Raw genomic sequence first — 11,229 nt, 5'->3', positions numbered from 1 at the left:
GCTGTCATCCCGAGCGGAGCGAGGGAACTCCGACTGCCTTGCGAGGTATGAGATTCCTCAGCCCCTTCGGGGCCTCGGAATGACGCTAAGCTACGGATTCGCCCTCGGCATCGGCGCCGTCTTCATCAGTGGCGTACTGGCGCCCGGCGTCTGCGGCAACGGCGCGCCCGGCATCGGCACGGCTTTGTCCTGGGGACGGCTGGCACCGGGCGTGGGCGCCGGTTTGGGCTTGGCTCCGCTCGGTCCCGGCGCCGAGGGCGCGGTTTCGGTGAGACCCTTGCCGAGCTGATAGCGGGCGACCGCGGCGTTATGCTCGTCGAGAGTCGATGAGAAGAAGTGGGTTCCGTCGCCCTTGGAGACGAAGAAGAGATAATTGCTCGCCGCCGGCGCCAAGACCGCTTCGAGGCTGGCCAGCCCCGGCGAAGCGATCGGACCGGGCGGCAGACCGATGTGAACGTAAGTGTTGTAGGGATGGGGGTTGCGCAGGTCTTCCTTCCTCAAATTTCCATCGAAATTGGCCAAGCCGTAGATCACGCTGGGATCGGTTTGCAGGGGCATGCCGATACGCAGCCGGTTTTGAAAGACCGAGCTGATCAGCGGCCGCTCGGAGGCCTGACCGGTCTCCTTTTCGATCAGCGAAGCCAAGGTGACCAGCTGGGGCCAAGTCCAGCCGGCGGCGCTGGCCCGGGCCGCGAGGTTGGCGGTGCTGCGCTTGAAGTGATCGATCATCTCCTTGAGCAGATTCGGAACCTTGGTCTGGCGATCGTACTCGTAGGTCGCGGGAAAGAGATATCCCTCGAGGCTGGGAGCCGCGAAGCCGAGCTCGGCGAGCAGGGACGGATCGCGGAAATGCTTCATCACCTCGGTGCGAGGAGCGATGCCGGCTTGCTCGATCAACGCCGCGATCTGGGCGAAGCTGTAGCCCTCGGGAACCGTGATTCGACGGATCAACCGGTCGCCCCGGACGATCTTATCCAAGACTTGGGCCGCGCTTGGCCCTTCGGCGAAAACGTATTCGCCGGCTTTGAGCTGGCCGGCTTGTCCTTTCCAACGGGCCAGCAGCTTGAATGACCAGGCGCTGCGAACCAGCTTGCCTTGCTCCAACAAGGTCGCGATTTGGGAAAGCGAGCTGCCCCGGGGAAGGTAGACCGAGCCGCCCCGGCCATAAGGCCCCCATTGCATCGCCAAGTAGAGGTAGCCGGCCATGCCCAGGATGGCCAGGAGTAGGATGATTTTAAGCAGGGTTTTCATATTTTAACCTTGGAATGGGAGGAGAGGTAGTCTTCGAGCAGCACTTCGGCCGCCACCGAATCGAGAAAAGCCTTGGCTTTGGCCTTGGCCACGCCTTGCTGGCGGGTTCTTTGCTCGGCTTCGAACGTGGTGAGCCGCTCGTCCCAAAGCTCGACCTCGCAGCTCAACTTTTTTTTCTTCAGCGCCGCCTCGAGGGCCTTGGCCAGCTCCCTGGCTCCCTTGGCGGCCGCGCCCTCGCTTCCGTCCATGTTGAGCGGAAGGCCGACGACGACCTTGGTGAAGTCCTCCTGGGCGATCAGCTTGACCAGCTCAGGCACTGAGGACTTGAGCTGCTTGACTTGGAGCACCGGCAGCAGCCGGGTTGTGAGATGAAGGGCGTCGCTGGCCGCAAGGCCGACTCGCTTGCCGCCGGGATCGATGGCTAAAATTTTCATGGGGGAAATTTTATGCCCGGCTGAGGCGCCGCGTAAAGAAATCTCCTCGCCGAAACGGGATTGTGCTAAAACTTGCGGAGGAAATGTCACGATGCAATTGAAAGCCCAGATCCGAGGACGGGTCCAGGGCGTCTTCTATCGAGCCTGGACCCAAGAGAGGGCCCGCGAATTGGGCCTGACCGGCTGGGTCCGCAATCTCCCCGACGGCCGAGTCGAATGGCTGGCCCAAGGCCAGCGTCAAGCGCTCTTGGAATTGGAGCGGCTTTGCCATCGAGGGCCGCCGGCCGCCCATGTCGAGTCGGTGGAAAGCGAATGGATCGACGATGAGAAGGATTGGAAAGATTTTCGGATCGAGCGTTAAGGTCCTGGCTCCGCTCCTCCTGTTGGCCGCGACTCCGCTGGCGGCCAAGGACAAGGCGGCCGCCGCCCTGCCCCCCCTGCCCGGCGAGCTGCGAAGCGGCTCCGGCGGCGCTCAGATATTCCTGGAAAAGGGCCGAAGCCTGCTCTGGTCGGAGCAGGGCCAGCTGAGCTTGCGCGATGCCAAAAAAGCGGTGCTAGCCGAAGTCAGCCTTTCGGATAAGGCCGCCCATGAAAGCGGTGCCGAGGCCATGGGCCTCGCCGTTGAGGAGACCGACCTCGGCGGTTCGATGAGCTCGAAGAAGAAATACCTCAGCGGCAAGAAGGCCCCGACCGGCCGGCGCTTGGCCGCGGGCTCGGTGGGCGGAGCCCCGCTCGAAGGCGGAAACGAGCAGAAGAGCGTGGTCGATGGAATCCCGATGACCTGGATCAGCTATTCCAACGGCTCCAGCCTCTGGCGCATTCAGTGGCCCGATCGCGAGGAGGAGCTTTTCTTCGACCGCAAGCGGACTTTGATCTACAACCAGCAGACTCGCAAGCAGGGGCCCTTCGCCGTCACCCTCAAGCAATTCGCCGACGGCAGCTATCAGCGTTATTTTCAGCGGGATTCGGGCGAGGTCCAGGTGATCTTCGACACCGGCGACACCAGCTACCGGGTCGCCTTCCTCAACGCCAAGGGCGAGGTGCTGCGCGAGCTTGATTGCGCCGAAACCTGCGATTGATTTGAGCGCTTCTGCAATCGTCATCCTGAGCGAAGGATCTGCGACCTGCCAAGCAGCTTTAGAGCTTCAAAACCCCTTCGTATCCTGGGAATTCCCTTAGTCGAGGCGAAGGGTCTTGGGCCTTTTAAAGAACCTTGAGAGGTCACAGATCCTTCGCTTCGCTCAGGATGACATTCTTTGGGATACGTTATACCGATTTGATGGTCGCCAGAAATTTCTGGAAGGGCCGGGTGTAGATCTCGAACTGCTCGGCCGGGAAGCTGGCGGTGAGATTGACCGCCACGTCGGCCTTGATGAAGCTGACTTGGATCTGCTGGACCTTCTGGCCGGGCTTGATGTTCTTCAGCACCTCGGCATTGGGCCCGAGCATCTGCTTCATCGCCGCCAAATCCCAGGCGCAGACCATCTGCATGGCCGGCAGGCCGGCGATGCTGATCTCGCGCTCGTCGAGGATCTGGAAAGTCTGGATGCCGCGGGCTTTCACCGCCTCTTTGATCTTGGCGAAATAGGTCGGGAGGTCCACCGGCTGGGCAAGGCGCTCTTTGGTGATGATGATGTTGGGGCGGACGTTCTTGTCGGTGGAGGGAATGGTCAGGGTGACCATGCCTTGGTCCTGCCAGTTGGAAGGAACGTCGAATTCGAGATCGTTGAGGACTACCTTGCCCATGAAAGACTCCTTAGGTCGAAAAAAATTCGCATTCCCTGCGAATTGGCTGCTCGTCCCGGCGAAGCCGAAGACTCGCCGAAGCGTAGCACGCCCATTTCGCCCCCGCCAAGCTTAAAATAATCACATATTCCGGTGGCTTAGCTAAACATCCAAGTTTCGGACCTTGAGCGCGTTGTTCTCGATGAACTCGCGCCGGGGCTCGACTTGATCGCCCATCAGGACGGTGAAGATCTCGTCGGCCTCGACCAGGTCGTCGACCCGGACCTGCAAGAGGGTCCGGCTCTCCGGGTTCATCGTGGTGCTCCAGAGCTGCTCGGGGTTCATTTCGCCCAGGCCTTTGTAGCGTTGGATGTATTGACCCTCGCGGCCGTTGGCCAGGATGAAATCCTTGACCTCGCGGAGAGTGGCCAGGCTCTTGGCCTTGTCATCGCCGCTCACCACCTGGTAAGGCCCGGCGCCGAGGGCCGCCAGCTCTTTTTGGATCCCGCGCAGCTCGTGGATCTCCGGCGACTCGAGCAGCACCACGTCGATCACGGTCCGGCGATTCATCCCACCGTAGAGCGTGCGGTAGACCAGCCGGTGGGCGCTGTGCTCCTCGTCCTTCTCGGTATCGAGGCCGAAGTCCTTCAGCTCGGGGTAATACTGGGTCAGATAGGCCGCCAGCTTGTCGGACTCGACGTCCATCTTCCGGGGGTCTTTCAGGGTTTCAGGCGAAAAGTCGGTGGCCAGGATCAGGGCGTCGATCAGCCGGGGGTCGGCCTTCTGGCGCATGCCGTTCAAAATTTTGTCGTACTTGATCAGGGTCCGGGTCAGCTCGCTCAAAGCCTTGCCGGTGACCTCTTTCTTCGGGGCCTTGAGCCTCAAGTCCTCGACCCCGAGCTCGAGCAGGTATTCCTCGAGGGCCCCTTCGTCCTTGAGGTACTTTTCGGCCTTGCCCTTCTTGGCTTTGTAGAGCGGCGGCTGGGCGATGTAGAGGTAGCCCCGCTCCACCACCTGGGGCATCTGGCGATAGAAGAAAGTGAGCAACAGAGTGCGGATATGGGCCCCGTCGACGTCGGCATCGGTCATGATGATGATGTTGTGGTAGCGCAGCTTCTCGATGTCGAAGTCGTTCTCGCCGATGCCGGCGCCGAGCGCCGTGATCAGGACCCGGATTTCCTCCGAGGTCAGCATCTTGTCGAAGCGGGCCTTCTCGACGTTGAGGATCTTGCCTTTGAGCGGGAGGATGGCTTGGTTGCGCCGGTCCCGGCCCTGCTTGGCCGAGCCGCCGGCCGATTCGCCCTCGACGATGTAGAGCTCGGAGAGGCCCGGGTCCTTTTCCTGGCAGTCGGCCAGCTTGCCGGGTAGCGAGCCGATCTCGAGCGCGCTTTTGCGCCGGACCAAGTTGCGGGCGTTGCGGGCGGCGATCCGGGCCCGGGCGGCCTCGACGATCTTGCTGCCGATTTTTCGGCCGAGAGTCGGATTTTCCTCGAAAAGCTGGTTGAGACGCTCGCCGACCACCGACTTGACCAGGCCTTCGACCTCGGAGTTGCCGAGCTTGCCCTTGGTCTGGCCTTCGAATTGGGGGTCGGGAATCTTGATCGAGATGACGGCGGTCAGGCCTTCGCGGATGTCCTCGCCCTCGAGACCGTCTTCCTTGAGTGACTTGAGCAGGCCCTGGTTCTGGAGGAAGTTGTTCAAGACTCGGGTCAAGGCCGACTTGAAGCCGGTGACATGGGTCCCGCCGTCATGGGTGTTGATGTTGTTGACGAAGGAAAAGAGGGTCTCGGCATAGCCGTCGTTCCACTGCATCGCGATCTCGACGATGCAAGAGTCCTTCTGGGCCTCGAAGTAAATCGGCTTGGGATAGAGCGGTGACTTGCGCTGGTTGAGATGCTCGACGAAGCTGACGATCCCGCCCTCGTACTGGAAATTGTGGCTCTTGCCGCTGCGCTCGTCGCTGATCTCGATCCTGATCCCCTTGTTGAGGAAGGAGAGCTCGCGGAGCCGGTTGCTCAAAACGTCGAAGCTGTATTCGGTGGTTTCGAAGATCGTGGCGTCGGGCTTGAACCAAATCTTGGTCCCGCGGTTGCTGGTCTTGCCGGTCGACTCCAGCGGCGCGGTCGGCACCCCTTGTTTGTAGCGCTGGTGATAAACCGTCCCGTCGCGCTTGATCTCGAGGTCGAGCTCGCCCGAAAGGGCGTTGACGCAGGAGACGCCGACGCCGTGGAGGCCGCCGCTGACCTTGTAGGCGCTGTGCTCGAACTTGCCGCCGGCATGCAGCTTGGTCAGGACGACCTCGGCGGCCGAGACTTTCTCGGTCGGGTGCATGTCGACCGGGATGCCGCGGCCGTTGTCTTCGACGGTGATCGAGTTGTCGATGTGGATGATGACTTTGATCTGGTCGCAAAATCCGGCCAAGGCCTCGTCGATCGAATTGTCCACGACCTCATATACCAGGTGATGGAGGCCCGCCGAGCCGGTGGAACCGATGTACATGGCGGGGCGCTTGCGGACCGCGTCCAATCCTTCCAGGACCTTGATGGAACTGGCGTCATAAACCCCGCTGGGGGCTTCGTTCGGCTTCGCGGTTGGCAAGATTTCCTCCTTACAAATGCAAGTGTAGGGGGCGGGTCTTGCGCCCGCCCGCAACCACGGCGTTGTTAAGTAGATGGGGCGACCGCGAGGGTCGCCCCTACCAAGGGCTTAGCCTGAAATGAGCCCGCTTTCCACCCTGAAATTGCGGGCATGAAGGGCCGCGTAAGCGCCGCTCTGGGCGCTGGTCAGAAAGGTTTGGGCCTCGATTTCGCCCAGGCTGTCGAGTAGCAGGCGGCGATGGCGCTCATCGAGCTCGCTGCCCAGATCGTCGAGCAGGAAAACCGGCGCCCGCCGGCTTTCCTCGCGGAACAGGTCGGCCTCGGCCAGCTTCAGCCCGATGACCAGCATCCGTTGCTGGCCTTGGGAGGCGGCCTCGCGGACCGGATGACCCGCCAGCGCCAGCACCAAGTCCTCGCGCTGGGGACCGAGCAGGCTGCGGCCTTGGCGTCGCTCTTCGGCAGCGACTTCGGCCAGGGCCTCGAGCAAAGCTTCGGAATTACCGATCCGCCTTTCAGCCACCGGCCCCTCCCAAGTGGCGCTCAAGCGCCAATCCTCTCCGCTCAAGGCTTGCCAGCGCTTTTTCCAAGCCGGCAAAAGCCGCTCGAGATAAACCCGGCGCTCGGTCAGCAGCGCGGCCGCGGTCTCGGCCCATTGGCGATCGAAAGGCTCGAGGAGGTGGCTCGGTGCCCCCGATTCCAGCAGGTGATTCCTTTGGCGGAGCACCCGCTGATAGCGGCTCAAGGCGCTGGCGTAGGCCGGACTTTGGACCGAGATGGCGTGATCGAAATAGCGCCGCCGGCTTAGGGGCGCCAAGCGGAACAGCTGGGAGGAGTCGGGCGTGAAGACCAGGACTCGAAGGCTGGCTTGAACCGGCGCCAGCCGCACGATCGGCTTGCCTTGAAACTTGAGCTCCCGGCCTTCGGGCCGAAGCGAGAGTTCCAGCCGGTAGTCCAAGCCCTCCTGCTCCCAGCGGGCCGAAAGCTCGGCCGAGGCTGACTCGAAGCGGATCAGGCTGGAGAGCTCGGCGGTCCGGAAGGACTTGCCGTTGGCCAGGTAGTAAATGGCCTCCAAGAGGTTGGTCTTGCCTTGGGCATTGTCGCCCTCGAGGACGTTGAGGCCGGTGGAAGGCAAGAAATCTTGGTCCTCGAGGTTGCGGAAGCGCCGGATGGTCAGGGCTTGGATCGCCACGTTTTAAAGCCGCATCGGCATGATCAGGCTCAAGAAGCCCTTGTCGACCTCGGAGCGGATCAGGCAAGGGCTGACCTCGTCCTTGAGCTCGAGCTTGACGGTTTCGTCCTCGAGCACGCTCAGGACGTCGAGGAAATAACGGTAATTGAAACCGACCTCGAAGTGCTTGCCCTTGTATTGGCATTCGACCTCTTCCCGAGCCTCGCCCAAGTCGGGATTGCTGCAGAGCAGCTCGAGCTGGCCGCTATTGAAAGTGAGCTTCACCCCGCGGTTATGCTCCTGGCTGAGCAAGGAGACTCGGCGGAGAGCGCCGACCAGTTGGGCCTTGGGCAGGATCGCGCTTTGGTCGTTCTTAGCCGGGATGACTTGGCGGTAATCCGGGAAATCGCCTTCGATCAAGCGGATGAAAAGTGTGATCGGGCCGCGCTGCAGCATCACGTTGCGACCCTCGATGGCCAAGGGCAGGATGCCGTCTTCCTCTTGGATCAATTTCTGGAGCTCGAGGACGCCCTTGCGCGGCAACAAGACTCCCTTGGCCAATTGGAAGCTCTGGGTCATCGGGCGCTCGGCCCAGCTCAGGCGATGACCATCGGTCGCGACCATCCGCAGCTTCTTGTCGCCGGCCGATTCGAGAAAAACCCCGTTTAAATTGTACTTGGTTTCGTCGGTCGAAACCGAGAAAAGGGTCTTTTCAATCATGGCCCGCAACGCCGGCGCGTCGAGGGTGAGGACGTTCTTTTTGCCCATCTCGGGCATCGAGGGAAATTCCTGGGGCGAGAGCCCCACCACCTTGAACTTGGAGCTGCCGGCCGAAATCTCGAGCCAATGGTCGTCGCGGCGCTTGATGCTGATCTGCTCAGCGGTGATCTCGCGCACGATGTCGTAGAGGCTCTTGGCCGGCACCGCCACTTGGCCGCCGCTCTTCACTTGAGCGGGAACCTCGACCGAGATGCCGACTTCGAGGTCGGTGGCGCTGAGCTTGAGCCGCTCGCCCGAGGCCTCGATCAAGGCATTGGAAAGGATGGGCTTGGTCGTCTTCTTTTCGACGACGTTTTGGGTCCAGTAGAGGCCTTGCTTGAGTTCTTCTCTCGAGATCTTGATTTCCATCTTACCTGCCCTTTCTCTTTTTCAATTCCACAGCCAATCTCTCTAATTCTTACCCTTAATTATAAATATAGAATCACTAATAGAGGTTGTGGATTCGGGGATAAATCGCCAGCTCTCGGATCTGGAAAGCGAATTTCGCTCGCGAGCGCTGTGGGAATCTCACGGCCTCGATTTCGAATCGGTGGAAAAATAAAACTCCACAATCGCTCCACAATTCCTTCGTGGTTTTTATCCCCTGGGGAAAGCTTGGGGATGCTTTGTGGAATGCGTCTTCCAAATCACATCGGCGCTCCCGTAGCAAGGGGCTTTAGCCCCGTCGCTGCCACCCCCACCGTCCTCGCAAGCTGCGGGCGGCGGGGTCCCCCGTCAGCGAGCCACCCGCTCCCGAAGTAAGGTTCCGTAACATTTTATGCAAAGGTCATCCTGAGCGAAGCGAAGGATCTCCTACCCACCAAGCTGGCGACGAAACCAATTATCCGATTTGAATTTGCAGGATCTTCTCCAGCGATTGGATCTCGCCGCGGAGGGCCAGGTCTTGCTGAAGTAGCTTTTCGATCTTCTGGACGGCGTGGACGACGGTTGAATGGTCCTTGCCGCCGAACTTGAGACCGAGCTCGGGGAAGCTCGATTTGACGTGCTTCCGGCAAAGGTACATGGCGATCTGGCGAGGCACGGTCAGGACCTTGAGGCGGCGCGGCGACTTGAGGTCGCTGATCTTCACGTTGTAGTGGTCGGCCACCAATTTTTGGATCGATTCGATGGTCATGGCCCGGGAGCGGTCGGGGATGAGGTTTTTAAGGACCTCCTTGGCCATTTCCAGGGTGATTTCATTGCCGGAAAGAGAGGCGAAGGCGCTGAGCCGGATCAAGGAACCTTCCAATTCCCGAACATTGTTCCGGATGTGGCTGGCCAAGAACATCGCCACGTCGTCGGGGAGGCCGATTTTGTCCTCTTCGGCCTTCTTCCGCAGGATGGCGACCCGGGTCTCGGTGTCGGGAGCCTGAATGTCGGCGATCAGGCCCCATTCGAAACGGGAGCGCAGGCGCTCCTCGAGTTGGGGAATGTCCTTGGGAAAGCGGTCGGAGGTGACCACGATCTGGCGCCGCGATTCATAGAGAAAATTGAAGGTATGGAAGAATTCCTCCTGGGTCCGTTCCTTGCCGGCGATGAATTGGATGTCGTCGATCAGGAGCAAGTCGCAGGATTCGCGGTATTTCTTGCGGAACTCGAACATCTTCTCGTAGCGGATGCTGTTGATCAGCTCGTTGGTGAAGTGCTCGGCATGGACGTAAAGGACCCGGAGGGCCTTCTGGGTCCGCAAAATCTCGAGCCCGACCGCATTGAGGAGGTGGGTCTTGCCCAAGCCGACTCCGCCATAGATGAAGAGCGGATTGTAAGCCAAGGCCGGCAGGTTGGCGACGGCCTTGGAAGCGGCATGGGCGAATTGGTTGGAGGAGCCGACCACGAAGGTATCGAAAGCGTATTTGGGGTTGAGGCTTTCGGGAGCCTTCTTGCCGCCGGGCCCGGCCGGCTTGGTCTCGGCTTCCACCGGCGGGGGCTCGACCACCGGATCTTCGGCAGGACTCTCCTCGACGATATTGAAGCTGATCTCATGCTCCTCGCCGGTGATCTTGAAGAGCTCGTATTTGATCAAATGGAGGTAATTCTCGGTAATCCAGTCGCGGATGAACTTGTTGGGCACCTCGATCAGCAGGCGCCGCTCATCGCCCAGCCGAAAGGTGGCCGGCTTGATCCAGTTGTTATAGTTGAGTCCGCTGATCTTGGTTTGAAGGGAGGCGATGACTTTTTGGACGGTATCATTCATGTCGGCGATATATCCACAAGTTTATCCACCATTGTGGAAAACAGGGAAAACCAGTGATTCCAAAAAGTTAGCGATAAATTTGGGGCCCGATGCCCCAAGCCTTACACAGCGCGTCAAAACCCCCTAAGCCAAGCCTGGGGGCATTTTTTCGCCGTCATACAAAGGTGCTTGCCGGAAAGAATCGTGCGGGACGGATCCGTCGAACACGGGGGGTTAAAAAGCTTTTGTCATTTCGTCCTCGAAAATCCATTCTCCCCCTCCCAACGGCCATCACTTTCGGGTGCGTCGGGATCCAAAATGAGAAAAGGTTTTTAACTTGAGAAAAACCGGCTGCGAAAGATCGGCGGCGAAAAAATTTCCAAAGAGCCTGCTGTTTCTTCGGCGACCAAAAATTTCCGTTTCGGAAAATTTTTTTGTCGAAGAAGAAGAGCGGTTTTTAGTTTTCCACACCTTTTTTGGCAAGAGCTTTTTTGTCGAAAATGATAAACCACCGTGATCGAAACGAATTTTTTTTGCCGTTGACTAACGATGGCAAAAATGTTTTTCACCGCTCGGCTTTCAATCTGTTCGCCAGCCAACAATGACGAGGTCATCGCGATGAAAAGGACGTTCCAACCCAGTAAAACCAAGGCGAAACGCAAACACGGTTTTCGCAAACGCAGTGAGACCACCGCCGGACAGAATGTGCTGAAACGCCGCCGCGCCAAGGGCCGCAAGCGTTTGGCGAAAACTGCGTACAAAAAATGAGCGAAAAATTTTCCCGTGCCGCTCGTCTTCGCGATGAAAAAATTTTTCGCGATTTGATTTCGGCCGGTGAAAAAATTTCCACTCCCTTTTTCTTCATTCGACATCGCCACAACCCAAGCAAGTCACCCCGGCTCGGGATCGTCGCGCCCAAGAAAACCTTCCGCCGGGTGGTTGACCGCAACCGGCTCAAACGGATCGCCCGGGAGAGTTTTCGCCGGGCCGCCGCCCGTCTTTCCGCCCGTGATATTTTGGTCTATTACCTGGCCCCGGCCCTGAATGCCGAAGGGGTGGTTTTGGCCCGGTGCCTGCGGGAATGCTGGGCCCGGATGGGCAAATAAATTCCCTTCCTTAAGG

12 protein-coding genes are annotated in these 11,229 nt (G+C 59.7%); 5 read left to right on the top strand and 7 right to left on the bottom strand.

The annotated features are described in order from the left end of the window. Positions 1 to 90: 90 nt before the first annotated feature. Complete coding sequence (gene mltG, locus VJR29_10825) at positions 91 to 1,251, bottom strand: endolytic transglycosylase MltG (GenBank protein ID HKY63904.1); 1,161 nt, start codon at positions 1,249 to 1,251, stop codon at positions 91 to 93. Next, complete coding sequence (gene ruvX, locus VJR29_10820) at positions 1,248 to 1,685, bottom strand: Holliday junction resolvase RuvX (GenBank protein ID HKY63903.1); 438 nt, start codon at positions 1,683 to 1,685, stop codon at positions 1,248 to 1,250. The genes mltG and ruvX overlap by 4 nt, the downstream gene beginning before the upstream one ends. A 91-nt stretch (positions 1,686 to 1,776) precedes the next feature. On the opposite strand from ruvX, the gene VJR29_10815 reads away from it, so the two are divergent. Next, positions 1,777 to 2,046: an acylphosphatase gene (locus VJR29_10815; protein HKY63902.1), complete on the top strand. Its 270-nt coding sequence runs from the start codon at positions 1,777 to 1,779 to the stop codon at positions 2,044 to 2,046. Next, the gene (locus VJR29_10810; GenBank protein HKY63901.1) at positions 2,009 to 2,764 is read left to right on the top strand and encodes a hypothetical protein; all 756 of its coding nucleotides are present in this window, start codon (positions 2,009 to 2,011) and stop codon (positions 2,762 to 2,764) included. Before VJR29_10815 ends, VJR29_10810 begins: the two co-directional genes overlap by 38 nt. Positions 2,765 to 2,951: 187 nt before the next feature. Here VJR29_10810 and VJR29_10805 read toward each other — a convergent pair whose 3' ends face one another. The 5 genes from VJR29_10805 to dnaA all read right to left on the bottom strand — a co-directional run bounded on the left by VJR29_10805 (position 2,952) and on the right by dnaA (position 10,128). Then, complete coding sequence (locus VJR29_10805) at positions 2,952 to 3,431, bottom strand: DcrB-related protein (protein HKY63900.1); 480 nt, start codon at positions 3,429 to 3,431, stop codon at positions 2,952 to 2,954. 141 nt (positions 3,432 to 3,572) lie between these two features. After that, a complete protein-coding gene (gyrB, locus tag VJR29_10800; protein ID HKY63899.1) occupies positions 3,573 to 6,008 on the bottom strand; it encodes a DNA topoisomerase (ATP-hydrolyzing) subunit B in 2,436 nt (811 codons plus the stop codon). A gap of 108 nt (positions 6,009 to 6,116) precedes the next feature. After that, the gene (gene recF, locus VJR29_10795; GenBank protein ID HKY63898.1) at positions 6,117 to 7,196 is read right to left on the bottom strand and encodes a DNA replication and repair protein RecF; all 1,080 of its coding nucleotides are present in this window, start codon (positions 7,194 to 7,196) and stop codon (positions 6,117 to 6,119) included. Between the two features lie 3 nt (positions 7,197 to 7,199). Beyond that, entirely contained in the window at positions 7,200 to 8,303 is a 1,104-nt protein-coding gene (gene dnaN, locus VJR29_10790; protein ID HKY63897.1) for a DNA polymerase III subunit beta, read from the bottom strand. Positions 8,304 to 8,775: 472 nt separating this feature from the next. Next, complete coding sequence (gene dnaA / locus VJR29_10785; GenBank protein HKY63896.1) at positions 8,776 to 10,128, bottom strand: chromosomal replication initiator protein DnaA; 1,353 nt, start codon at positions 10,126 to 10,128, stop codon at positions 8,776 to 8,778. A 316-nt stretch (positions 10,129 to 10,444) separates the two neighbouring features. Here dnaA and VJR29_10780 point away from each other — a divergent pair, with 316 nt between their 5' ends. From VJR29_10780 to rnpA, 3 genes are all read left to right on the top strand, one after another. After that, the gene (locus tag VJR29_10780) at positions 10,445 to 10,624 is read left to right on the top strand and encodes a hypothetical protein (GenBank protein HKY63895.1); all 180 of its coding nucleotides are present in this window, start codon (positions 10,445 to 10,447) and stop codon (positions 10,622 to 10,624) included. A 101-nt stretch (positions 10,625 to 10,725) separates the two neighbouring features. Next, on the top strand, positions 10,726 to 10,875 hold the full coding sequence (rpmH, locus tag VJR29_10775) for a 50S ribosomal protein L34 (protein HKY63894.1): 150 nt from the start codon (positions 10,726 to 10,728) through the stop codon (positions 10,873 to 10,875). After that, complete coding sequence (rnpA, locus tag VJR29_10770) at positions 10,872 to 11,213, top strand: ribonuclease P protein component (protein HKY63893.1); 342 nt, start codon at positions 10,872 to 10,874, stop codon at positions 11,211 to 11,213. The genes rpmH and rnpA overlap by 4 nt, the downstream gene beginning before the upstream one ends. Positions 11,214 to 11,229: the final 16 nt, after the last annotated feature.

The sequence above is a fragment of the bacterium genome, from assembly GCA_035281585.1.
In the GTDB taxonomy this organism is placed as follows: domain Bacteria; phylum UBA10199; class UBA10199; order DSSB01; family DSSB01; genus DATEDP01.
Note: the sequence above shows the minus strand (reverse complement) of the source record. Positions and strands in the feature narration are given on the sequence as shown.

Coding starts and splice junctions, on each gene's coding strand:
- rnpA (HKY63893.1), top strand. CDS start 10,872: ATGAGCGAAAAATTTTCCCGTGCCGCTCGTCTTCGCGATGAAAAAATT.
- dnaN (HKY63897.1), bottom strand. CDS start 8,303: ATGGAAATCAAGATCTCGAGAGAAGAACTCAAGCAAGGCCTCTACTGG.
- rpmH (HKY63894.1), top strand. CDS start 10,726: ATGAAAAGGACGTTCCAACCCAGTAAAACCAAGGCGAAACGCAAACAC.
- mltG (HKY63904.1), bottom strand. CDS start 1,251: ATGAAAACCCTGCTTAAAATCATCCTACTCCTGGCCATCCTGGGCATG.
- VJR29_10810 (HKY63901.1), top strand. CDS start 2,009: ATGAGAAGGATTGGAAAGATTTTCGGATCGAGCGTTAAGGTCCTGGCT.
- ruvX (HKY63903.1), bottom strand. CDS start 1,685: ATGAAAATTTTAGCCATCGATCCCGGCGGCAAGCGAGTCGGCCTTGCG.
- dnaA (HKY63896.1), bottom strand. CDS start 10,128: ATGAATGATACCGTCCAAAAAGTCATCGCCTCCCTTCAAACCAAGATC.
- VJR29_10805 (HKY63900.1), bottom strand. CDS start 3,431: ATGGGCAAGGTAGTCCTCAACGATCTCGAATTCGACGTTCCTTCCAAC.
- VJR29_10815 (HKY63902.1), top strand. CDS start 1,777: ATGCAATTGAAAGCCCAGATCCGAGGACGGGTCCAGGGCGTCTTCTAT.